Source organism: Arthrobacter sp. FW306-2-2C-D06B, assembly GCF_021789175.1.
GTDB lineage: Bacteria > Actinomycetota > Actinomycetes > Actinomycetales > Micrococcaceae > Arthrobacter.
Genome location: NZ_CP084560.1, coordinates 3,726,250 through 3,748,773, shown reverse-complemented (window position 1 = coordinate 3,748,773; position 22,524 = coordinate 3,726,250). Strand labels below are relative to the sequence as shown.

Here is a 22,524-nt window from a genome sequence, read left to right as displayed (position 1 = left end):
GTCACATGGAAACCAGCGCTCAAACTACTTCGACATCGGGAGCCGGGTTCCTCTCCGGCACCGGCATCTCGCTCAGGGACCTGAACAAGACGTTTACCGTGGGCCGGCGAAAAGTCGTGGCCTTGGAAGACGCCAATCTGCGGACCTCCCGGGGATCCTTTCTTTCCCTCCTGGGGCCGTCCGGGTGCGGCAAATCCACCATCCTGAGGATTCTGGCCGGGCTGGAGGAGCCAAGCAGCGGTCAGGTGGTGGTGGATGGGCACACCCCGGCCGAGCTCCGGACCGGCCACGAACTCGGCATCGCTTTCCAGGACTCGGCCCTTTTACCGTGGCGCAGCGTGGAAGCCAACATCCGTCTGCCTTTTGAAGTGGCAGGAAGGCCCGTGGACCAGGAGCTGGTGGATGAGCTGATCGGACTGATCGGGCTGAAGGGCTTCGAAAAGGCCAAACCGGCAGAACTCTCCGGAGGCATGCGGCAACGCGTGTCGATCGCCCGTTCGCTTGTCCTCAAGCCCTCGGTGTTGCTCCTTGACGAACCGTTCGGTGCGCTCGATGACATGACAAGGCAGCGGCTCAACCTGGAGCTGTTGCGGATCTGGACCGAGAAACCGGCCACCACGCTCATGGTGACGCATGGAATTTCCGAGGCGATCTTCCTTTCGGACGTGGTTGCCGTGATGAGCGCCCGACCCGGCCGGATCAAGGAGATCATCACGGTGGACCTGCCGCGCCCCCGCACACCCGAAATGATGCGCACGCCGGAGTTCCACGCCTATTGCGACCGCGCTTCCGACTTGCTCTTCGGCGACGTCGGGCTAGCCGCGGAAACGAGGCACTGACATGACCGAGATGACAACGGGCGCAGGTCTCCGAGCCCGCCTTGGCGGCCTCCCGCCGTGGGGCATCGGCCTTGCCGGAGTCTTTGGCGCGATCGCCTTGTGGTGGATCGCTGCGGTAACGGTACTGGCGGGCGTCGGGGCCTCCGCCGGCGGCGGGGGTGGAGCCATTCCGACGCCGTTCGACGTCGTCCGCCAGCTCGTCACCGATGGTGTCAGCTTCTATTGGCCCAATGTGAGCGTCACCGAAACAGAAGCCGCCATCGGATACTTCTGGGGAAATCTCGCCGCGTTATTGCTCGCCGCAACTGTCTTGGTGGTCCCGGCGCTGGAACGGCTGGTCATCCAGCTGGCGGTGATCAGCTACTGCCTGCCGATCGTCGCCATCGGCCCGCTAGCCTTCATCGTTATCGGCTCGCCCGGGCACGGCGAATCATCGGGGACCGCGGTGCTGCTGGCCGGTATCTCGGTCTTCTTCACCACCGTGGTGGGAGCAGTAGCGGCGCTAAAGAGCGCGGACGAGTCCAGCCTCGACCTCATCGCCGTCTACGGTGGTGGACGGATCAAACAACTGCTCAAGGTCCAGCTCATGTCTGCACTCCCGGGGATTCTGACCGCCCTCAAGATCGCCGTTCCAGCCGCCGTGCTGGGCGCTGTCCTGGGCGAATATGTAGGTGGTGTGGACCAGGGCATCGGCCCCGCGATGGTCAACGCGCAGCAGAACCTGCAGATTGCCCGCGCCTGGGGAGTTGCGTTGATGGCCGGATTGCTCGCCGGTCTCGGCTACGCGGCTTTCGGTGTGCTGACGAGGTTGCTGGTGCCGTGGTCAGCCTCAAGCACCGCCGGACGGAAGGGCGGCTCTCAATGACTGGATCACTGCTTAGAGGCCTGGGACGGGGGCTGATTGGCTTGGTGGTGTCGCTGGGAGTCGTCCTGCTGCTGTGGATGGGGCTACTGCAGCTTTTCCATATCTCGCCGTTCGTCGGCAAGGGACCAGTCGATGTGTTCAATTTCCTGTTCACCGTTCCGGCCTCGGAGGCTAACAGGACCTCCATCTTCCTAAACCTCGGCCAGACGCTCATCGACGCCTCCATGGGCTTCGCTGCGGGCATCGCGGGCGCCGTGGCGATCGCGGCCCTGTTCGTCGTCTTCCGCGGCGTAGAGCATGCACTCATGCCCATCGCCATGCTGCTGCGTTCCGTTCCACTCGTGGCCCTCGCGCCCATCATCATCCTGATTTTCGGGCGGCAGGAACCGGCGGTGGCGGCAATCGGCGGCCTCGTGGTGCTGTTTCCGGCGCTCGTGACCGTGGTGTTCGGGCTGCGATCAGCTTCGCCGGGCATGCTCGAGGTGATTGAGGTGTACGGGGGCTCACGCTGGACCTCCCTGCTGAAAGTAGCTCTTCCGTCCTCGTTGCCCGCATTCTTCACGGCCTTGCGCGTCTCGATTCCGGGAGCCATCACGGGGGCGCTCCTGGCCGAATGGCTCGCGACCGGCAAGGGGATCGGCTACGCCATTATCTCCGCCGTCTCCCGGGCCAAGAACAATGAGGTGTGGGCCGCCGTCGTGGTCATCACCCTGGCGTCCATCATTCTCTACTCGCTCGTTTCGCTCCTGGAAGACATGATCCTGCGCCGCGCTGGGCACACCCGTCCAAGCTAAGCGCGTCCCCGCAAGCGTCGGTGGCTCCCCGCCGGCCGAGTCCCAAAAGGGCACTGGGCCGGTGCGGAGCCGTGGATTCCAGGTGAACTTCAGAGAGCGCGTATGACCTCCGTGAGCTGCGCGGCGTAAGCCTCGGCGCGTCGCACGGATGGCTCCGAGTACGCGCCCGCGACGTCCAGCAGATTGAGGCAGCCGAGGAATCGGCCGTTGTGGACAATCACCGCGTTGATAGCTGCGCCGAGATTGAGGGCGCCAAGGACATCCTGGTGCTCGAAAGCATCCGAGTCGATCGCTCCCTGCTCCGAAGCGAGGAATGATTCCTGGTGTACGACGCAGTGTTGGAGCCAGTCTTCACCCAGTTCGCTTGAGATCCCACCTACCCGGTAGAGCTCTGGCATGGTCGTAAACACCCGGACCAGGTCCTCGGTCTCAGGGCGCCAGAGGGAGATGGTTGTCAGCAATGCGCCCACGTCCGCTGTGACGGAGGCGGCGATGTCGGCGAGCTTGGCGGACGCGTCCGCAGAGAGGGGAATTTCGACGTGTTCCTCCTCGAAGTGGGGGACGGTCATGGTGCGGGCTCCAGTTCTTTCTGGGGTGCGATTGATGCGGTTGCCCGCGAGAGCAAGATCACGCCTGCCAAGGCGGCCGTGCCGCCGAGGAGAGAGGCGATACTGGGGACTTCGCCCAGCAAAATCCACCCGAGCAGTAGGGACAGCACTGGCACAACGTACAGGAGCGAACCGCCCTCTGCCACGCTGGTCCGTGACAGCGAGACATTCCAGAAACCGTAAGCCACCACCGTGCAGACCACCACGAGCACGACCAGCGCCAACCAAACGGTCCACGTGAACTCCGCTGGCGCCACTGCGAATCGGGCGGTCGGCAGCGTGGCCGCTGCGCCGATAAGGGATCCCCAGAAGACCACTTCGAGCGGAGGGACGCGTGCCAACAGAGGCTGTTGGACGATGAGGAATGCTGACAAGAGAAGAGCTGCCGCCACGATGTACAAGGCGTCGCCGTTGAAGCCGACAGCCACGGAATCGCCCAGCGTAATGACGACGACCCCTGCCACAGCAAGGAGCATGCCCCAGTAGCCCAGGCTGGACGTTCTCTCCCGCAACATGAGATGGCCGAGGATGAACGCGAAAACGGGCGAGATGTTTAGTAGGAGACTTGTTGTTCCGGCTGGAACGGTCGTCTGCCCCAGGTTCAGGAGTAGGCCGAAGCCTGCATACCCTAGCAGTCCCGCTACCAGCATCCTCGGAATGTCGCGGCCCCGCAGCGTAAGTCGCTGCCGCCGGACGAGCAAGGCCACGCCGAGCGCGACGGCGGCACCCAAGTAGCGTAGCGGCGTCAGGTCCTGCGGGTCTATAACTTTCAGGGCCTCGCGGGTCGCCACGTATGTGGGCGCGGAAGACAGCACCATCAGCACATCTGGTCTTCGGTACCATCCGGTCACAATCGGGGCCTTTCCGGCGAAACGGCCCTTTGTTTCAGGGCGGTTAAATTATTCGGAGAACTATTGCTCTCTCAGACGATTTATTCGTACAGTACATGAATTAGATCGTTCGCGGAAGAAATAAAGATAAGGATTCGGCACCATGGATTCACGGATCGAAGCACCAACAGGGTGGCTGTCCCGGCGCACCCTTCTCGCCGGTTCAGCCCTGTTGCTGGCCCCCGCGGTCCTCGCAGCCTGCGGGGTCAGCCCGTCGTCGTCGACCACGGGAGCCGCGAGCGGCGCTGCCCGCCAGGGCGGGACGTTGCGCATCGCCCGGCCGCCGGCGTCGAAGGCCGAAACCTTGGACCCTGCCAGTTCCTTGTCCGCTTATGAGTACCTGGGCGCCCTGTACAACCGCTTGGTCAAGCTTTCGGCCAAGGGTGAGCTCATTCCGGACCTGGCCGAGTCGTGGACACTGTCCGCAGACGCGATGAGCTGGACTTTCGTCCTGCGAAAGGGTGTGACTTGGCACGACGGCAAGCCGTTCACCGCCCAGGACGTTATTTTCTCGATTCAGCACATCCTTGATCCGGCCACCAAGTCTCCGCAGGCCGGTGTGCTTTCCCCCTTTGTCGATGGCAACTCGATCAAGGCACCGGATGCCACCACCGTGGTATTTGCCCTGAAGTCTCCGAACGCCGAATTCGCCAGTTTGCTGACCGGGTACAACTGCTACATCATTCCGGCCGGTTCCGCGGCCACCATCGGTGCCAGCGGCATCGGCACTGGTCCGTTCAAACTGAAGAGTTTCACGGCAGCAGGGCCTGGTTCCATCGTGCGTAATCCCAACTACTTCGGCGACAAACCGGCATTGGATGGGATCGAGTTCTCCTCCATCGCCGACACCCAGGCCCGGGTGAACGCCTTGCTGGCAGGGCAAGTCGACCTCGTGGCCCAGACCAACCTCGATTTCGCCACGGCAAAGACAGTTTCGGCCTCTTCGGTCGCAACGGTCTCCAGTGTGAAGAACGCCCAGTGGTATCCGGTACCCATGCTCAACACCAGCCCGGAATTCAAAGACCCGGATATCCGCCGCGCATTCGCTCATGCGTACAACCCGGACGAGGTGTTCAAACTGGCGGTGCAGGGCAACGGAACTGTCGCGCACAACAACCCCGTGCCGCCGTCCGAGGCCTACTACCTGGACTATGGCCTGGGCTACGACCCGGATAAGTCGAAGGCCCTGCTGAAGGCAAAGGGCTTTGACCATTTCGATGTGCCCATCTACACCTCCAGCTACGACCCGGTGCTGTCGCCGCTCGCGTTGGCCCTGCAGAGTTCAATGAAGGCCGCCAACATTAACTTGGCCGTGACCAACTCTCCTGCGGATTCCTACTTCACCGACGTCTGGATGAAGAAGCCGTTGATGACCACTTACTGGTACACGGGCCGCCCCATCGACCAGTTGCTGAACCAGATCTTCCGCACCGGATCCTCGTACAACGAGACGGCGTACTCGAATGCCACGTTTGACCAGACTTTGGATGCGGCCCGCGCCACCGTGGACGCGGCAAAGCGGAAGACGCTCTACCAGGACGCCCAGAAGATCCTGATCGACGACGGCGGATCCCTCACTCCCTTCTTCTCCGACCGGATCACGGGGCTGAGCAAGCAGGTAGTCAATTACAGCGAGCACGGCTTCGAATTCGACTACATCAACATCGGGCTGCGTGCATAGTGCTCACGTTTTTCGCCAAGCGATTGGGCTGGTCCGTCTTCACGGTGCTGCTGGCTACGGTGCTGGTCTTCAGTGCCATCCAGTCTCTGCCGGGAGATGCGGCCACCCAGTTGCTGGGTCAGAACGCCACGCCGTCAGCCGTGGCCACTATGCGGCAACAACTCGGGCTGGATGAGCCGCCTGTCTCACGTTTCTTTACTTGGCTCGGCAGTGCATTGCACGGCGACTTTGGGAACTCCCTCGTCGGCGGCGGCAGCGTCGCGAGGGAGGTGGGTTCCGCCTTGGTGAACACGTCCCTCCTGGCCGGCATCACCATCGTGATCGGCATCCTGCTCTCCCTTGTATTGGGCCTTGTTGCCGGCCTGACCCGCGACCGGTGGCCGGACATCTCGATTTCCACGCTGGCGCTTGTGGGAATGAGCGTTCCGGAGTTTGTGGTCGCCACCGTGCTGGTGCTCCTCTTCTCCATCTACATCCCGATTTTCCCGGCAGTGGTGATTGCGGGGCAGAACGCTTCCCTCGCGGATCTTCTACCCTCTGTTTGGCTACCAGCCGCGGCCCTGATCTGCGTTCTGGCGGCCTACATCATCCGGATGATGCGCACGTCGGTGATTGACGTGATGGAGAGCGAGTTTGTCCGGACAGCCATCCTGAAGGGCAACTCGACTTCCCGGGTAGTCTTCAAACACCTCCTGCCCAGCGCCATGCTGCCCACCTTGAATGTGATCGCCATGAACATAGCTTGGCTCGTCGGCGGTGTGGTGGTTGTGGAAAGCATTTTCAACTATCCGGGAATCGGCACCCTGATGATCAGGTCTGTCCAGACACGTGACCTTCCCACCATCTTGCTGATCACGGTGATGAGCGCGTTGACATATGTGGTGTGTAACCTGCTGGCGGACTTTGCAGCGTTCCTGCTGAATCCACGGCTGCGATACCCGAGGAGCAGCAAATGACACGGTGCAGCAAATGACACGGAGCAGCAAATGAGCGCAATGACGACGACGGCCCCGGCGCCCAAAGGCGCGGCCCCCAAGTCCCCGAGCAGCTTTGCACGGACCGTCCGGTCCATCCTGAAGTCCCGGGCAGCCACTTTCGGTTTTGCGCTGGTGATAGTGAACATCGTCGTGGCGGTCCTGGCCCCGGTGTTGACCTCCTACGATCCGATCGCCACGGACGCGATGAGCGCACTGCAAGAGAGCTCCGGGGCTCATTTGCTGGGCACGGATGCCCTCGGCCGCGATACCCTGACGCGAACCCTGTTTGGTGGCCAGTACGCATTGGCCATCAGTTTCACTGCCACCGCGCTGACGGTTTTGCTGGGATCCGTCATCGCGGGCATCGCAGCGTACCGTGGCGGCATTGTGGATGACATCATCACCAGGGTTTTGGACTCGGTGCTGGCGGTACCGGCGATCCTGTCCATGTTGGTGGTGGTGACCATCTTCGGTACCGGTCCTTGGGTCATCATTTTGGCCGTTGTGGTGGTTTACACCGGCGGGGTGACCCGTATTGTCCGGGCCGCGGCAATGGATGTGATGCCCAAGGACTTCATCACCGCAGCCAAGGCCAGGGGCGAGGGGATGTTCTCCATCCTCGTCCGGGAAGTCTTCCCCAATGTCCTGGACATCATCCTGGTGGAATTCGCCATGCGGGCCTCTTGGGTTGTGCTGCTTATCAGCTCGCTGTCCTTCCTGGGCTTCGGCGCCAGCCCACCGACGCCGGATTGGGGCCTCATGGTTGCCGAGAACCGGAACTTGATGGCTGTGGTGCCATTGGCCACGTTATCGCCCATCGCGGCGCTGGCGTCCTTGATTGTTGGACTCAACCTTGCGGCCGATGGGCTTGCGAAGAGCTTCGGCATCGACCGAATGAAGGAGGTGCTGGGCTAGTGACGATAGATGCAGCCGACACCACGTATGAAGCAACAATGCTCAACGGAACGGACATTGTCCGGATCCAGAACCTCAGCGTTTCCTACCTCTCGGGAAAGCGCCAGGTGGACGTCCTCAAGGACGTGACCCTGCAGTTGCGGCGCGGCCACGTTCTGGGTCTGGTGGGGGAGTCGGGTTCCGGGAAGTCCACGCTGGCCAGTGCCCTGCTGGGCTCCCTGCGGAGCACGTCGTTCGTGTCCAACGGATCGGTGCACGTGGCGGGCCAGGACGTCTTCGCGCTCGCCCCGCGGGAGCTGCGCCGCCTTCGCATGGCTGAGGTTGCGATGGTCCCGCAGAATGCCGGAAACGCGCTGACTCCCACCATGAAGATCGGAGAGCAGATCGCCGAAGTCCTTCACCACCTCAAGGGAAACAAGGCCGCCCAGCGCGCCCGGGCCGAGGAATTGCTCCGTTTGGTCAGGCTTCCCAACCCGGGACCAGCGCTCGATCGGTACCCGCATCAGTTTTCCGGCGGGCAACAACAGCGCATCGGCATTGCGATGGCGCTCGCCGCCAACCCGTCCCTTCTCGTCCTCGACGAACCGACTACTGGGCTGGACGTGGTCACGCAGACTGCCATCCTTGACCTTCTGACGGAGCTGCAGCAGACGCTGGGCATGTCCATGGTGATGGTCAGCCATGACTTGGGCGTCATTGACAAGATGTGCACGGACATCGCCCTGCTCCGCAAAGGCGCGGTGGTGGAGTCTGGCTTGACCCGAAGCGTCCTTGCACAGCCGCAACATGCATACACACGCGGCCTCATAGATAGCGTGCCGCGCATCGACACCCCGGGCATCCCTCCTGGAATGGATCAGGCAGTCATCGACGCCGGGGCCGTTCGGGAAGGCGCCGTGGAATTGTACATCCGTACTCGGCCCCGGGAGGCCAAGCCCGTGCTGACCGTCCGGGACCTGACAATCGACTACCGCAAGAAGCCGGTTCCAGGGACGGGTCCCACGGTGCAGGATGTCAGCTTTGAGGTCAACGCCGGCGAGATTGTGGCGCTTGTGGGAGAGTCCGGTTCCGGAAAGTCCACTATCGCCAACGCTATTGCGGGCTTGCAAAAGAGCGAAGGGGGACAGATGTCCCTCACCTGGGCCGGTGGCGAGTCTGCAAACCACCGGGAGGGTAGCGGCAATCTGGCCCGGACCGTCTCCAGCCGCCCCAAGAGTCTCCGCCAAGCCGTGCAGTTGATCTTCCAGAACGCCGATACTTCGCTAAATCCGAGGCACTCGGTCCGGACGGCTATCGCGCGGCCCTTGACGCTTTTCGGCGTCAAAGGAGCCACCGTGGAGAGAGCGCTGGAAGAGGTGGAACTCCCGGCCAGTTTCGCTCAACGATTGCCCGGCCAGCTCTCGGGTGGTCAACGCCAGCGGGTTGGCATCGCCCGGGCCATTGCCGCCGGCCCGTCTCTCGTGCTGGCGGACGAAGTTGTGTCAGCGCTTGATGTCTCGGTGCAATCTTCCATCCTGCGCCTGATGGACACCCTGAGCCGGGACAAGGACATCGGCTTCCTTTTCATCACCCATGACCTCGCCGTCGTCCGGTCAGTAGCGGACCGCGTAGTGGTCCTGTACCTCGGACGCATCGTCGAGGACGGCACGGTGGAAGAGATCTTCTCTGACACGTCCCATCCATACACGCGGCTCCTGCTCGACTCGGTGATCGAACTCGGCGACGACCATGGGGCCAAGGCGCAAGGTGTCCGGGATGAAATCCCTGATGCCCCGCCCGAGCTCGGATGCCCCTTCGCTAGCCGGTGTCCGATTGTCCGCGACGTTTGCCGCACGGTGGTCCCGCCTACCATCCAGGTTTCGGACACACACCGCATCAAATGCCACGCTGACGTGGCAGAACTCCGCCCGGCGCCCGCTGCCCCCTAGCGCTGCACGCATCCTAGAAAGGAAATACCCGTGAAGATCCGCACGGACTTCCCCCATTCCGCCACCGTCATGGAACACGTCCTCATTCCGATGAGCGACGGCGTCCAGCTGGCTGCCACAATCTGGCTTCCTGAAGACGCGGCCTCACAGCCGGTGCCTGCACTGTTGGAATACCTGCCCTACAGACGCGGGGACTGGACTGCACCGCGTGACGCGCAGCGCCACCCCTGGTACGCGGGCCATGGCTACGCCTCGATCCGTGTTGATATGCGCGGCTGCGGAGATTCCGAAGGCGTCATGCTCGACGAGTATCACCCGCAGGAGCAGGCAGACGGAGTTGAGGTCATCGAGTGGCTGGCCGCCCAACCCTGGTGTACCGGCAAAGTGGGAATGTTCGGAATCTCCTGGGGCGGATTCAATGCCTTGCAGCTCGCCGCGGAGCAGCCGGAGGCGCTTAAAGCTATTGTCACCGTCTGCTCCACGGACGACCGCTATGCCGACGATGTGCACTATTACGGTGGTGCGATGCTTGGCATTGACATGACTTCCTGGGCTGGAACCATGCTGGCGTTCCAATGCCGCCCGCCCGCGCCTTGGCGGGTTGGCGACGCCTGGGAAACCATGTGGAAAGAACGCTTGGAAGCCCTCCAGCCTTTCTCCGAAATTTGGATGGACCACCAAGAACGCGATGACTACTGGCGTCACGGTTCGGTCTGCGAGGACTACTCCAAAATCACCGCGGCCGTCCTGGCCGTCGGAGGCTGGGCGGATCCCTACCGCAACACTGTTTTTCGGTTGCTGGAGCATCTTGACGCCCCCGCGCAAGGTCTGATCGGGCCCTGGTCGCACCAGTATCCAGACATCCAGCGCACGCCCGGGCCCACCATTGGCTTCCTCCAAGAGACCTTGCGTTGGTGGGACTACTGGCTCAAGGGCATCGAAACGGATGTCATGGCTGAACCCGCGCTGCGCGCTTATCACCAGGACTCCGTGCGGCCTGCCACCCATTACCCCGAGCGAGCGGGCACTTGGGTGGGACTGGACGGCTGGCCGTCCGCCGACGTCGGGCAGCGGCAATTCAACCTAGCCTCAGATTTGCGCAGCCTGGCAACGGACGCCGCCGGGATGGCCGTCGTCGACACACCGCAACACAACGGCGGGGATGCCGCCCGGTGGTTCCCCTTCGGGAATCTGTCCGATCTGCCGCCGGACCAGCGTGCCGAGGATGGGCGCTCGGTCGTATTTGAGACGCCTGTCCTTGCAGAGGACATCAACCTGTTTGGCTACGCCCGGTTCAAGCTTCGGGTCAACAGCAGCACGCCCCGGGCCAATGTGATTGCTCGGCTCTGCGATGTCGGGCCGGACGGATCGTCCACCCTGATCACCCGCGGGGCCATCAACCTGGCAAGGCGCAACGGGATGGACATGGCGGAGGAGCTCGTTCCGGGTCAATTCGTGGACGCCGAGATCGAGTTCACGTCCATGTCGTGGCAGATTCCGGCCGGGCACAGGCTCCGGCTCGCATTGGCCACGACGTACTGGCCTTGGATCTGGCCACACGGCGAACGAGGGTTTGTGACCGTTGACGCCGGGCAGAGCGTACTGACGCTTGATGACCTCGATCCTGCCGCCATTGGAAGCCGCGACATCGTCTTCGAGGAGGCGGAGCAAGCCCCGGGTTTGGACATCAAGCCTGGACCTGTGGCGGCCGTACGCCCCGAGCGTGAGGTCAGGTACGAGCCGCAATCGGAGTCCTGGACCTTGACTGTGGACCCGAACTACGGCGGCAACCGGATTTACCCGGATGGCCTGAACTTTGGTGAAGAGGCCCTCGAGCGGTATTCGATATCGGGAAACGATCCCCTGACGGCGCGGGCTGAGTCCATGTGGAACGTCTCGCTGCAGCGCGAGGACTGGGGAGTTAGGATCGAGACCCACGCTACGGTCACTGCGAGCAAAGACCATTATGTGCTGCACAACGAAGTCAAGACGTTCAAGGACGAGCAACTATTCTTTGAAAAGACTTTTGAGAAGCGCATCAGTCGGACATCGGCCTGACCAGGGGAAACGAGGACGAACGACATGACAACTACCGCCAAGGACCACGAAGAGCGGCCCCGCGCCAAGACTGTCGGGGAACGGCAGCGGCACCCTACTGAAGTGCGGCGGCAGCTGGTGATTGATGCCGCGCGGGACCTGATCGCGGACAAAGGGCTGTTTAATGTCCTGATCCGCGACATTTCGAAAGCCTGCGGAGTGTCACCCGGGACCATCACCTACCACTTCAAGAGTCTCGACGAAGTTCTGATGGAAGTTGTCAAGGCCGAAACCGCGGACTTCTACGTTCCGCTCCAGGAAAGTGCCAGAGGGTCCGGCGACCCCACTAAGGAACTGCTGTATTTCCTCGAGGGGATGTTCGGCTCCGACGCGAGTTCCCGTCGGCACTGGCTGATCTGGTTCGACTTCTGGTCCGCTGCGGCCAGGGACGAAGCCTACGGACGCTGGATGAGCGAACACTATGACGGCTGGCGCAGCGCCTTGCGCGAGATTACCGAGCGTGGAGTCAGCGAGGGATCCTTCGTCTGCGACGATCCCCAAAGCTTCGCCATCGAAACGGCCGCCATGGTGGATGGCCTCGCCGTCCAATGCTATGCGCGGGGTTCATCCCTTCCGGTGGAAACCTCGCGGAACCTGCTTATCGCGTTCGTGAGGCGTGAGCTCCAGATCAGGTAAAGCGGGACTCACGCCGACATGCGCGAGAATAGCGGGTACCGCTGGTGTTAAGGTGGGCTGAGCATAAGAGATGGGGATCTTGACGTGGGCGCATCGGGCGTGGCTGTAGTAATCGAGGATGACGATGACATCCGTGAGGTGGTCCATGCTGTCCTCGAGGCATCGGGCTTGGAAGTTTACGCGGCCGGGAATGGCGTCGACGGCGTGGATGCGGTCCGCCTTCACAACCCGGATGTGATCACCTTGGACCTCGGCCTGCCCGACATCGACGGGATCGAGGTCACCCGTAGAGTCCGCGAGTTCAGTGACGCCTACATCATCATGCTCACCGCCCGCGCGCGTGAAGTGGACACACTGCAAGGGCTGGCCATCGGCGCTGACGACTTCGTCACCAAGCCCTTCCGTCCCCGCGAACTTCTGGCCCGGGTTGAGACGCTCCTTCGCCGGCCGCGCGGCAGCAAGCTTTTGAGCGGTTCCGGAGGGAGCCCGACGGCGGAGCTGCCGCCGGCGCCGAACTCGCCAACCGGCCCCACGCCCGTCCTTCCCGCGGCCGAGCCGTCGGGGCTGGAACACAACGGCCTTTTCCTGGACGTGGCCACGCGGACAACCCGGGTGGGCACCGAAGAGGTGCAATTGACCCGCACCGAGTTCGACCTTCTTCAGGCCCTCATGGAGGCCGGACGCGTGGTTCGAAGCACCACGGGGCTTGCCCGCTGGCTCCATGCCAGGGAGTACGAAACCGGAGGCTATGTCAGCGAATCCGAAGAGCGCGCGATCCAGGTACACATCGCCAATCTGCGGCGGAAGCTCGGCGATTCGGCGCAGTCGCCGCGTTGGGTGGAAACTGTGCGTGGCGTCGGTTACCGCCTCGCAGCAAAGACTTCGGAAAACTGAGGCGATCTTAAGGGAACCTTTAACAAGGCTCTTTACGCTGGGAAAGTCAACTTCGGATTTTCACGGCTCAAAGGAGCACTGCATGAAAAAATTCGCCGCAACACTTCTCATGACGGGGCTGCTCGCTATTGGCGGATTTGTTACTCCTGCCAATGCCGCCCCGAAGACCACGCACGACACCACGAGCACCACGGTATCGACGGTTACCACCGGCACCGTTGTGAACTACGCGCAGATCGGTTGGTGGCCCAACTAGCTCGCACTTGATGCCGTTTAGACGCCTCATAACGGCATTAACTGCCAGTCACTTGGGTAGACGATAGAGCAATTCCAGACACCGCCCCGGGCTACCGCCCAGGGGCGGTGTTTTCTTAGCTCTCCGTATCCAGGGGGAGCCGGACCGAAACCGTGGTCCCCACGCCGAGGGCGGACTCGACATCGAGCCGGCCGGAATGGCGCTCCACAATGTCATGGGCTATCGCCAGTCCAAGCCCGCTCCCGGGGATGGCCGCAGTGGAGGCGTTCGAGGCGCGGAAGAATCGCGTGAAGACTTGCTCGATTTCCGTTTCGGGGATCCCGACGCCGGTGTCCTCCACGCGCACCACCACGCTGGGAACCAAGTCAGGTTCCGAGGTGATCCCGCTGCTGACTGCAACGTGGCCGCCGTCGGGCGTGAACTTGATCGCGTTGCTGATGATGTTGGCGAAGACTTGCTCGAGCTTGGCCTCGTCGGCCTGGACAGTCATTGTTTCCGGCGCATGCATGACGGTAAGGGACAGTGAACGGGAGTCGGCGAGCGGCTGCAAGGTCGAGACAACAAGCCTGAGCAAGGGTCCGACATTCACTCGGCTCAATTGGAGGTCGCCGGAGCTGTCCTGGTGCGAGACGGTGAGCATGTCTTCGATCAGCCGTCGGAGCCGCTCGGCATTTCGTGAAATGACGTCGACCATCCGCCCGACACCCGCGGGAAGAGGTCCACCGGCGCCCGTGCGGATCATGTCGAGATAGGCGGTGATGGACGTGAGGGGAGTTCGAAGTTCGTGGTTCACCGTAGTGAGGAAGTCGGTCTTGGCTTGGTCGAGTTCCTGGAGCTTGTACATGACCTGCTGCTGCGCGCCGATCAGGTGGCTCTGCATCAGCCCATACGCCAGGTTGCCCGAGACGTGTTGAATCAGGCCTAACTCGGCCCGGGTCCATTCCTGCGCCGTGTCCGGCCGGGCGATCCAGATGACACCGAGGACGAGATCTCCCTCGCCTACCGGCACCACAACAGAGGCCGACGGCGCCCCGGCACCACCCAGCGCACCCGCACCACCCCGCTCACCTGCGGGAGCCCGTTTCGGAAGCGGCTGCACCTCCGCTTCCGCCCACAGCCGCTCCGCAAGCGCGAACCTGGCGATCTCGTCTGTGAGTTCGTCCGGCAGGACGCCCGGTACCAGTCCCGGAGCGTTCCATTCGGCCCTCACCTGTGGCACCCGGGCGTCCGGGAACGTGGTGAACCAGACATGCTCCGCGCCCAGGGCCTCGCCGATGCCATCCACCAGATGCCGGGCAATCAGTCCCGGATCAATGGTGGACCGGATCGCCGCGGACACTTTTCGCAGGCTCTCCCTCAGTGACTCGGCTTCCGAACGGCGGCGCGTCCGTTCGGCGGCACGGGCTATCAGTACCAGGGCCCGGTGGACCCGAAATGCGGGAGGCTGGCCCCGGTAGGTGAAATCAGCAATCGTCCACCCTTCCAGGGCAGCAACATCGAGCTCGTTCTCGGGATCCAGCAGGAGCAAAACCGGAACGCTATTGCGGGGAAGGAACTCCCGGAGGTCGTTGTCCACCACCAGCACGTCGCTCGGTTCGCTTTCCAGCGCGGCCGCAAGGGAACCGGCGTCGTGCGCTGAACGAACCACGAACCCTGCCGCGGCGAGCGCCGCAACCGTCTCTGCGTGACGAACCGGGTCAGGGTCGGCCACCAAAGCCCGGTTTGGCACCGATGCATCGTTAGTCAAGCTGCGCTCCTATTGTTTCGGTTCGGCCCCTGGGGAGAGCCTACTATCGAGAACGCTACTTGAGCCCGGCACCGGGCAGTAGATCGACGGCGCCGAGCGAGTCCGCGACGAAGGCATAGTCCCAAGCGCGCTCGCGCCACTGCACGTATCGTCCCGAGGCTCCGCCGTGTCCGCCGTCCATCTCGATCTTCATCACGATCGGCGCCGCGCTGGTGGTCTCGGAGCGCAGCACCTGGACCCATTTGGCCGGCTCAACGTAGAGCACGCGGGTGTCGTTGAAGGACGTGACGGCTGCGATGCGCGGGTACGAAACGGCGCGGATGTTCTCGTACGGGGTGTAGGACTTCATGTACTCGTACACCTCGGAATCCGTGATGGGGTTGCCCCATTCTTCCCACTCGAGCGCTGACAGTGGCAGCTCGGGGTCCAGGATGGTGTTGAGGGCGTCCACGAACGGCACGGCAGCCACGATCGCCGCGTACTTTTCCGGCGCAAGGTTGGCCACGGCACCCATCAGCAGGCCGCCTGCGGAGCCGCCCATGGCCGCGATCCGCCCCGGCGCCACCCAACCGGAGGACGCGAGCCAGTCCGTCGCGGCGATGAAGTCCGAGAAGGTGTTTTTCTTGTTGAGCTTCTTGCCGTCGTCGTACCAGCGCCGGCCGAGCTCGCCGCCGCCGCGGATATGCGCGATCACCATGACGATTCCGCGGTCGAGGAGGGACAGCCGGGCCACCCCGAAACCGGGATCCATGCTGACCTCGTACGAGCCATAGCCGTAGACCAGGCCCGCGGCGCTTGAGTCCTGCACAAGGGAGGCGTGCCGCAGCACGGACAGCGGAACGCGCGTGCCGTCCGGCGCCGTCGCCCATTCCCTGGTGGCCACGTAGTCGGACGCGGTGTACCCGCCCAGCACCGGGCTTTCCTTGCGCAGCAGCAGTTCGCCTTGCGGCAGCGCGGCGGTGGGCAGCACGAAGTCGTACACCCGCGACGGCGTGAAGTAGGACGTGTACCCGATGCGGATCACCGGGGCTTCATAGTCGGTTCCGCCCACGCCGGCCGTGTACAGCTCCTCGTCGAAGGCGGGCTCCACCGCCGCGCCCTGCGCGGCGGTTCCCAGCCCGGCGAGCGGCAGCACCTGCACGCGCTCGATCGTGTCCTGCCGTACGGACACCACCAGATGCGTCGAGGTGACGCCCGCGCCGTTGACGCGAACGGCGTCGGAATGCTCGACGACGGTGCGCCAGTGCTGCTCGGCCAGCGGCTTGGCGAACTCGGACGGGTCCGCGATGGACACCATCGAGTTGATGGCGTCCTTGTTGTGGGTCAGGAGTATGGTCTCAACCCCATCAAGCAGGAACGGCTCGGCCTCGTACAGGATGCGTTCGTCGCGGGAAATCACGGTGGACAGGCCGGCGTCGAAGTCGTCGAAGCGCAGCAGGCGCGTCTCACTGAACTCCGAGCAGCCGATGCCCAGCACGAGGTACCTCCTGTCGGAGGAGAGCTCGAACCCGAGCCACATGGCGACGTCGTCCTCCTGGTAGATGACCTCGTCCTCGCTGACCGGCGTGCCCAGGACGTGCGACTTCACCTGGTACGGGCGCCAGGAATCGTCGACGACGGTGTAGAAGATCCGGGTGCCGTCGGGGGAGAAGGCCACGCCGTAGAAGATGTTCTCAATGACGTCGGGCAGCGGTTCGCCCGTGCGCAGGTCCTTGATGCGGAGCGTGAACCGTTCCTCGCCGGAGTTGTCCACGGCGTAGGCATAAAGGTTGCCGTCCAGCGTCACGGCCGTGCCGCCAATGGAGAAGAACGGCTTGCCTTCCGCCTCGGCGTTTCCGTCCAGCAGGACTTCTTCGCCGGGGAGTTCGACGCCGGGTTCCACCGCCGGCGGGGTCCAGTCCGCCACCGGATTGCCCGAGTTCGCAGCCCGGACGCGGCACTGGATGCCGTACTCCTTGCCCTCGACGGAGCGGGTGTAGTACCACCAGCCGTCCTTGCGGCTGGGGACCGAGAGGTCGGTCTCCTGGGTACGCCCCTTGATTTCCTGGAAGATCGCCTCGCGTAGCGGTTCCTGGTGTGCGGTGACGGCTTCCTGGTAGGCGTTTTCGGCCTTCAAGTGCTCAATGACCTCGGAGGATTCCTTGTCCCGCAGCCATTCGTAGTTGTCCACGAAAACATCGCCGTGGTGTTCGCGGGTGTGCGGCACCTTCTTGGCGACGGGGGCCGTTGGGCCTTCGGCGTGGGATGGCTGGGCGGAACCGGAAGTCTGGGTCATGCTCTCAATATATAGAGCCTGACTGACGCCGGCGCCCGCGTTCGCTGCCGGGGTAGGGGCGTGCGCCTAGGCGCGCTCTCAGGTGCAGGTGAACTGGCCCGTCTTGGCCGTGCCGGTCCAGACGTTGCTGGTGCCCGGGATCGAGTATTGGTTGCTGACCGACCAATTCCAGGTACCGAGGTGGGGAATGATTTTCGCCGTGTAGGTTCCGCCGCCGCTTTGGTTGCTGTTGCCGCTAAAAAGGAGGATCCCGAGGCTGGAAGTGACGGTGAACTGTCCTACGAACCGGGTATCGGACAGGGCCCAGTTCGTGACGCTGATGGTGAGGTTCGATCCGCTGCAACTCGCGCTGACCGTCGCGGTCGATGCCAGGGTGGCGGAGGAAACGGGGAGTGAAGCACTATCGGACCCGTTGAACGCCGCCTGCGCGATACCCGGAGCGAACACCAGTACCGCAGCCGCTGCCAGGACCGCGGCGACGCGACCCAACGCAGGGGTCTGCGCGGCGTCGGCGGTGCTCCGGCTTCTACGCAAGGTCAGCGGCTTTCTGTCAGGCCCGGTGGTCCATCCCATTCTCACCGCTTTCATGCGGTAAAGGCAGCGGACCCGGTTCAGTTCTTTGAGGAGGATTTCAAGCAGCGCGCCGGGCGGCGTGACCGCCCAGGGCTTTTTCCAGCTGTGGTTGGTGCTGGCGGACGAGTTCCCCGGCTTGGATCGCCGCGGCGTGATCGGTTGTGCCCAAGGCTTGCTCGAGGCGGACGCAGTGCTGTTCCATCCGGAGCGCCCCTACCATCGAGGAGCTGATTTTCAGGCTGAGCACCGCATCCATCGCGAGGTCGCTGTCGCCGGTGCTCAGTGCGTGGCTGATCTTGTCCACCCGCTGCGGCAGCAACTTGGCGTAGGCGGCCGCGAACTTCTCGGCGGCCTCCTTGCTCTTCATCTCCCTGGCCAGGCGCTTGAGCGGGCGGCGGTCAAAGGCCGGCAAAGCGGCGCCGGCGTCCACGGCGCCGTCGTCGCCTTCGGGCTTTTTCCGCCAGATGGAGACGAGCACCATGATTACCAGGGCAGCCGGAGCGCCGTACATCAGGACCTTCAGGACAACGGGATCACGAAGAGCCCGGATCGCGTTGCCAAGGTAGGGGACGGTGAACACCTGGCGGTCAACCTGGCCTGCTGCCAGGGTCGCGGTCCAGGGGTCTGCGCCGTTGTTGGCATCGCCCTTGGTACGGACGGTGGCAGTACCTTGGTTGTTCACCGTCAAGTCGATGATCCGGTGGGTCTCCACCCGCTGGTCCTCCACCGGAATGTGGTAAGTGATGATGTCCCCGACCTTCAGGTTCTGGACCGCCACGGGAACGGTGACAACCACGTCTCCCGGGTTGATCAGCGGGGACATCGAGCCGGTGAGCATGGTGCTGGTCTGGTAACCGAGGATTCGGGGCCCGACGGCGAGGAACAGGAACGCAGCGACGGCCGCAACCATCACCGTGGTGGTGATGACGCTGACCATGGCGCGGGCAAACTTCGACGCAACACTCTGGCCCTTACCCGAGCCGGGTGTCGCCGTCGTGGTGGCTGTCCGGGAGACCCGCCGGTGGCGGACCAGTGATGCGGTCATGGCTGGGTCTCCGTTCTTGTGGGAGGCCCTCCGCCGTCGTTTTCGGGGGGGCTCGACGGCGGAGGGCTGGCTGGGTGGGGGTGTTACTGGTTGGTGGCGGTGCGCTGGGTGCCGGTGAAGTTGAAGGCGATGGTGCTGCTCTGGTTCTGCAGGGTGTTGTCTGCGGTGGAGGGCAGGGTCAGGGTGACGCGGAGGTTGTCGGTGTGGCCGGCGGTGACGGAGGTCAGGTTGGCCAGGGCGACGTTGGCTCCGATCACGGGACGGGAAGCCAGTACCGAAGTAGTGGTGCCGGAGCAGGTGTAGGTGTAGGCGGGGGCGGTGCCGGCTTCGGTCCAGGCGGTGGAGCAGTCATCGACGGCGACCTGCAGGCCCATGGTGGTGTTGGTGTCCAGCAGGGAGGTCGGGGAGGCCGCGGTGGTCAGCGTGATCGCGGAGAGGGACTGGTTTCCGGTGGCATTGCTGAGGGTGGCGACGCGTTGGACGGTGTCGCCGGGGACCAGGCCGGAGGCGGCGACGCTGAGCCGGTTGGTGGTGCCGGAGGCGCCGAGGGCGATGTTGACGATGCCGGAGGCGACGGTGTTGCTGGCGGAGGTGCTGGAGGTGAAGGCACCGTAGGTTCCCAGTCCTGCCACGCCGGCAGCAGTGCCGACCAGGGCCAGGGATGCGATGACTTTGCCGGTGGTGGTTTTCAGGTTGAGACCCATGATGTTTTCCGTTTCTTGAAGCCCGTGTGACCGGGGCTTTGCTGTCCGATGACCTCTACTTTCCGGCAGGATTTTTAGGAAGCCGCAAGGTTCCCGCTAGCTTTTCTCGAAGATTGGTTAAAGATTCAATCAAGTAATTTTCGAGTGGTGGGAGGCAGGTGCTTGCTGCCTCCGAGTAGTGGAAACGAGTAGCCCGCGGCGGCTCAGTAACCGTGGGCGGCCACATATTCAGGCAGGGTGTCGTCCCGCAGCGCCGCGGCCACTTCTCCGATTCCCGCGTAATCCGGCAGCACGATCGATTGTCCGTCCGGGGAGGTACCCGTGCCCGCGGTGGGCAGGGTGAAGAAGCCGGAGGCACCGGGATCAACTGTGCGGAGCGCGTAGGCCAGGATGGCGACGGCTGCGGGGTCGTATCCTTGGTCCACAGTGAGGTAGTTGGCTGCAAATTGGACGAGTCCCAACACGCCGGCGGGAGTCTGGACGCCCCCGGAAAGCTTGGCCAAGAGGGCGCGAAGGAATGTCTGCTGGTTGCGGACGCGCTGGTAGTCTCCGTCCACGAACGAGTAGCGCTCGCGGACGAACTCCAGGGCCGCTTCTCCGTCCAAGTGGTTGATGCCGGCAACAAAGGTGTGATGGGTGTCAAAGCTGGCGGTGAAGGGCTGTGTGACATTGACGTCGATCCCGCCGAGGCCGTCGGTCAGGACTTTGAAGCCCTCGAAGTCCAGCATGACGGTGTGGTCTATGTGCGTGCCCAATAGCGTCTCGACGGTCCGGACCACTAGGGGGACGCCTCCCACCTCAAGGCTGGCGTTGATTTTGGATGCTCCATAGCCCGGGATGTCCACCCAGTTGTCGCGCAGGATCGAAATACCGTAGACCTTGTGCCGGTCTGCTGGGACGTGGATCAGCATCAGGCAATCCGAGCGTTGGTCCGACGATTGCCCCGTGGTGACGGTCTGGTTGTTCTGGTCCCTGGCATTGGCACGGCTGTCACTGCCAATCACCAGGATGTTCATGGGGGTCGCGGGAAGCTCCGGGATGGTAGGCGGGGCCGGTGCGGCAGCGGTTGGCGCAGGGGACTTGCTGGGGGATGGCGTCCGGGTAGCGGTTGCGCCCGCGGAGGCGCTTGAGGGCGACGATCCGGACGAGGTCCTGTTGGATCCGGCAATGACCGCGGCCAGAACCACCACGAGGGCCAGCAGAACTGCCAGTCCCGCCGCAAGCCACAGTCGCCGTCGTCCGTTCATGTCCGGAACGTATCACCCAGGTGAGTTAAAAACGCGCCAGCGAAGGCCTCATTTCGGCCACAAAAATCGCCCGTATGCAGTCCTGGAGTCTCGACAAAATAACGTCCTGGTAGCACCATGAGAGATAAATCTCTCGCCTTCACATGGGCCGGCTTTGCCGTGTCCTTTCGGTTCCGCAATGGGGGGCTCTTAGCCCACGGAGCTGGACGTAATCCCTGCGAGCAAGGGAGGATTCTGCATGGCCCCAACGTCGTGGCGCCGCATCGTATGCGGGGGACGGGCGGCAGTTGCGAGCTGAAGTTCATAGGGAATTTAAAAGAAACCGAGTCACCGTCAAACGACGCCATGGTCTCCGGCGCCTCAAAATTTCCAGGCTAATAACAGCCGGTCAGCAAAGATTTTCCTAAGGAATGAGTCTTATGACTGCTCATCCAAAACCCGTTCTATTGCCGCGCCTTCGAGCCCTCATGGTTTTGCTACTTGCCCTCGTGTTGCCGGTGGCCCTGAGTGGCACAGCTGCAGCGGACAGTGGCAAATCCGCCAGGACGTGGACCGTCCAGGTCGGCTCCGAATCGTCGGACCAGGCCATCCAGGGAATGTCCTTCCTCCCGAAGAACATTTACATCAATGCGGGTGACAAGGTCACCTGGGAGGCCAACGCGGCCGAAATCCATACAGTCACGTTCCTGGCCGCGGGGCAAACCATCGAGTCCACGCAACCCTTTGATCCTTTCAGCCCTCTCTATATATCCGCGCAGGGCGGCACGTCCTACGACGGACACTCCTATTACAACTCAGGCGTGATGTCGAACGTCTCGAACAGTGGTTTCGCCGAAGTCAGTTCCTACACCTTGAAGTTCCCTGATGCAGGCGATTTCACGTACTACTGCCTGGTGCACGGCGCGGGCCAGAAGGGCACAGTCCACGTGCGGGCCAAGGGTACTGACTACCCGTACACCCAGGAGCAATACAACAACCGGGTAGAGCGGGCTGAACGGGCCATCATCCGTGACGGTTACAAGCAATGGAGCGACGCACGCGATCAGGCGGACAACCACACCGTGTTTGCCGGGGCCGACGACGGCGTTGCCATGGTCATGCGGTTCATCGAACCCAAAGTGGTCATCCACGTTGGTGAGAAAGTGAGCTTCGTGAACAACGGCATGGGCGAGCCGCACACGATCACCTTCGGTACCGAGCCAGCCAATCCGTTCCCGCCGCTGGGCGATCCGACGAATTACACGGGCGGACAGCTCAATTCGGGCATTTTGCCGCCGGGCGTGACATTCACAGTGACCTTCAACAAGGCAGGGGTATACGACTACATCTGCGCACTCCACGACTACTTTGGAATGGTCGGCAAGGTGGTGGTGAAGGACTGAGCCGGTAACTTGAACGCATACCGGGGCTTGTTTCCTGTGCCGGCGCTACATACCGACGGCGAAACAGGCCCCGTGGCGCGGGTCGGGGCGGGCCGGTGAGCCGAAGCGCCGACGGCGCGCGCCGCCGTCGTACGCGTTGTATTCTGTACGCTTAGCTGAATTAATAAGCAC

The 22,524-nt window shown here is 63.1% G+C and carries 20 protein-coding genes; 12 read left to right on the top strand and 8 right to left on the bottom strand.

What is annotated here, in order from left to right; all coding sequences use genetic code 11:
* Positions 1-5: 5 nt before the first annotated feature.
* The 3 genes from LFT47_RS17445 to LFT47_RS17435 are packed head-to-tail and all read left to right on the top strand — an operon-like array spanning position 6 to position 2,498.
* Positions 6-839, top strand: coding sequence for an ABC transporter ATP-binding protein (locus LFT47_RS17445; RefSeq protein ID WP_236812604.1), 834 nt, complete (start codon positions 6-8; stop codon positions 837-839).
* A gap of 1 nt (position 840) precedes the next feature.
* Positions 841-1,704 carry an ABC transporter permease gene (locus tag LFT47_RS17440; protein WP_236812602.1) on the top strand — a complete coding sequence of 288 codons (864 nt, stop codon included), beginning with the start codon at positions 841-843 and terminating at the stop codon, positions 1,702-1,704.
* Positions 1,701-2,498 carry an ABC transporter permease gene (locus LFT47_RS17435; RefSeq protein WP_236812600.1) on the top strand — a complete coding sequence of 266 codons (798 nt, stop codon included), beginning with the start codon at positions 1,701-1,703 and terminating at the stop codon, positions 2,496-2,498. Before LFT47_RS17440 ends, LFT47_RS17435 begins: the two co-directional genes overlap by 4 nt.
* Before the next feature lie 89 nt (positions 2,499-2,587).
* Here LFT47_RS17435 and LFT47_RS17430 read toward each other — a convergent pair whose 3' ends face one another.
* Positions 2,588-3,067, bottom strand: coding sequence for a hypothetical protein (locus LFT47_RS17430; protein ID WP_236812598.1), 480 nt, complete (start codon positions 3,065-3,067; stop codon positions 2,588-2,590).
* A complete protein-coding gene (locus LFT47_RS17425) occupies positions 3,064-3,924 on the bottom strand; it encodes a DMT family transporter (protein WP_236812596.1) in 861 nt (286 codons plus the stop codon). The genes LFT47_RS17430 and LFT47_RS17425 overlap by 4 nt, the downstream gene beginning before the upstream one ends.
* A gap of 175 nt (positions 3,925-4,099) precedes the next feature.
* Here LFT47_RS17425 and LFT47_RS17420 point away from each other — a divergent pair, with 175 nt between their 5' ends.
* The 8 genes from LFT47_RS17420 (at position 4,100) to LFT47_RS17385 (ending at position 13,380) form a co-directional block, all read left to right on the top strand.
* Positions 4,100-5,677 carry an ABC transporter substrate-binding protein gene (locus tag LFT47_RS17420; RefSeq protein WP_236812594.1) on the top strand — a complete coding sequence of 526 codons (1,578 nt, stop codon included), beginning with the start codon at positions 4,100-4,102 and terminating at the stop codon, positions 5,675-5,677.
* Positions 5,677-6,633, top strand: coding sequence for an ABC transporter permease (locus LFT47_RS17415; RefSeq protein WP_236812592.1), 957 nt, complete (start codon positions 5,677-5,679; stop codon positions 6,631-6,633). The genes LFT47_RS17420 and LFT47_RS17415 overlap by 1 nt, the downstream gene beginning before the upstream one ends.
* Positions 6,634-6,663: 30 nt before the next feature.
* Positions 6,664-7,569: an ABC transporter permease gene (locus LFT47_RS17410; RefSeq protein WP_236812590.1), complete on the top strand. Its 906-nt coding sequence runs from the start codon at positions 6,664-6,666 to the stop codon at positions 7,567-7,569.
* A complete protein-coding gene (locus tag LFT47_RS17405; protein WP_236812588.1) occupies positions 7,569-9,497 on the top strand; it encodes an ABC transporter ATP-binding protein in 1,929 nt (642 codons plus the stop codon). Before LFT47_RS17410 ends, LFT47_RS17405 begins: the two co-directional genes overlap by 1 nt.
* A gap of 30 nt (positions 9,498-9,527) precedes the next feature.
* On the top strand, positions 9,528-11,555 hold the full coding sequence (locus tag LFT47_RS17400; RefSeq protein WP_236812587.1) for a CocE/NonD family hydrolase: 2,028 nt from the start codon (positions 9,528-9,530) through the stop codon (positions 11,553-11,555).
* Positions 11,556-11,579: 24 nt separating this feature from the next.
* The gene (locus LFT47_RS17395) at positions 11,580-12,230 is read left to right on the top strand and encodes a TetR/AcrR family transcriptional regulator (protein WP_236812584.1); all 651 of its coding nucleotides are present in this window, start codon (positions 11,580-11,582) and stop codon (positions 12,228-12,230) included.
* Between the two features lie 99 nt (positions 12,231-12,329).
* Positions 12,330-13,124 carry a response regulator transcription factor gene (locus tag LFT47_RS17390; RefSeq protein WP_236812582.1) on the top strand — a complete coding sequence of 265 codons (795 nt, stop codon included), beginning with the start codon at positions 12,330-12,332 and terminating at the stop codon, positions 13,122-13,124.
* 82 nt (positions 13,125-13,206) lie between these two features.
* Positions 13,207-13,380 (top strand): hypothetical protein, encoded by a 174-nt coding sequence (locus LFT47_RS17385; RefSeq protein WP_236812581.1) that lies wholly within the window; start codon positions 13,207-13,209, stop codon positions 13,378-13,380.
* 115 nt (positions 13,381-13,495) lie between these two features.
* Here LFT47_RS17385 and LFT47_RS17380 read toward each other — a convergent pair whose 3' ends face one another.
* From LFT47_RS17380 to LFT47_RS17355, 6 genes are all read right to left on the bottom strand, one after another.
* Positions 13,496-15,127 carry a sensor histidine kinase gene (locus LFT47_RS17380; RefSeq protein WP_236812580.1) on the bottom strand — a complete coding sequence of 544 codons (1,632 nt, stop codon included), beginning with the start codon at positions 15,125-15,127 and terminating at the stop codon, positions 13,496-13,498.
* Between the two features lie 55 nt (positions 15,128-15,182).
* On the bottom strand, positions 15,183-17,402 hold the full coding sequence (locus LFT47_RS17375) for a S9 family peptidase (RefSeq protein ID WP_236812579.1): 2,220 nt from the start codon (positions 17,400-17,402) through the stop codon (positions 15,183-15,185).
* 78 nt (positions 17,403-17,480) lie between these two features.
* On the bottom strand, positions 17,481-17,990 hold the full coding sequence (locus LFT47_RS17370) for a hypothetical protein (protein WP_236812578.1): 510 nt from the start codon (positions 17,988-17,990) through the stop codon (positions 17,481-17,483).
* 43 nt (positions 17,991-18,033) lie between these two features.
* Complete coding sequence (locus tag LFT47_RS17365) at positions 18,034-19,020, bottom strand: signal peptidase I (RefSeq protein ID WP_236812577.1); 987 nt, start codon at positions 19,018-19,020, stop codon at positions 18,034-18,036.
* A gap of 83 nt (positions 19,021-19,103) precedes the next feature.
* Entirely contained in the window at positions 19,104-19,724 is a 621-nt protein-coding gene (locus tag LFT47_RS17360; RefSeq protein WP_236812576.1) for a CalY family protein, read from the bottom strand.
* Between the two features lie 203 nt (positions 19,725-19,927).
* The gene (locus LFT47_RS17355; RefSeq protein WP_236812575.1) at positions 19,928-20,971 is read right to left on the bottom strand and encodes an LCP family protein; all 1,044 of its coding nucleotides are present in this window, start codon (positions 20,969-20,971) and stop codon (positions 19,928-19,930) included.
* Between the two features lie 419 nt (positions 20,972-21,390).
* Between LFT47_RS17355 and LFT47_RS17350 the strand changes: the two genes are divergently transcribed.
* Positions 21,391-22,353 carry a plastocyanin/azurin family copper-binding protein gene (locus tag LFT47_RS17350; RefSeq protein ID WP_236812573.1) on the top strand — a complete coding sequence of 321 codons (963 nt, stop codon included), beginning with the start codon at positions 21,391-21,393 and terminating at the stop codon, positions 22,351-22,353.
* The last annotated feature ends 171 nt before the right edge of the window (positions 22,354-22,524 follow it).

Coding starts and splice junctions, on each gene's coding strand:
- LFT47_RS17445 (WP_236812604.1), top strand. CDS start 6: ATGGAAACCAGCGCTCAAACTACTTCGACATCGGGAGCCGGGTTCCTC.
- LFT47_RS17440 (WP_236812602.1), top strand. CDS start 841: ATGACCGAGATGACAACGGGCGCAGGTCTCCGAGCCCGCCTTGGCGGC.
- LFT47_RS17435 (WP_236812600.1), top strand. CDS start 1,701: ATGACTGGATCACTGCTTAGAGGCCTGGGACGGGGGCTGATTGGCTTG.
- LFT47_RS17430 (WP_236812598.1), bottom strand. CDS start 3,067: ATGACCGTCCCCCACTTCGAGGAGGAACACGTCGAAATTCCCCTCTCT.
- LFT47_RS17425 (WP_236812596.1), bottom strand. CDS start 3,924: ATGGTGCTGTCTTCCGCGCCCACATACGTGGCGACCCGCGAGGCCCTG.
- LFT47_RS17420 (WP_236812594.1), top strand. CDS start 4,100: ATGGATTCACGGATCGAAGCACCAACAGGGTGGCTGTCCCGGCGCACC.
- LFT47_RS17410 (WP_236812590.1), top strand. CDS start 6,664: ATGAGCGCAATGACGACGACGGCCCCGGCGCCCAAAGGCGCGGCCCCC.
- LFT47_RS17395 (WP_236812584.1), top strand. CDS start 11,580: ATGACAACTACCGCCAAGGACCACGAAGAGCGGCCCCGCGCCAAGACT.
- LFT47_RS17385 (WP_236812581.1), top strand. CDS start 13,207: ATGAAAAAATTCGCCGCAACACTTCTCATGACGGGGCTGCTCGCTATT.
- LFT47_RS17375 (WP_236812579.1), bottom strand. CDS start 17,402: ATGACCCAGACTTCCGGTTCCGCCCAGCCATCCCACGCCGAAGGCCCA.
- LFT47_RS17370 (WP_236812578.1), bottom strand. CDS start 17,990: ATGAAAGCGGTGAGAATGGGATGGACCACCGGGCCTGACAGAAAGCCG.
- LFT47_RS17365 (WP_236812577.1), bottom strand. CDS start 19,020: ATGACCGCATCACTGGTCCGCCACCGGCGGGTCTCCCGGACAGCCACC.
- LFT47_RS17360 (WP_236812576.1), bottom strand. CDS start 19,724: ATGGGTCTCAACCTGAAAACCACCACCGGCAAAGTCATCGCATCCCTG.
- LFT47_RS17355 (WP_236812575.1), bottom strand. CDS start 20,971: ATGAACGGACGACGGCGACTGTGGCTTGCGGCGGGACTGGCAGTTCTG.
- LFT47_RS17350 (WP_236812573.1), top strand. CDS start 21,391: ATGACTGCTCATCCAAAACCCGTTCTATTGCCGCGCCTTCGAGCCCTC.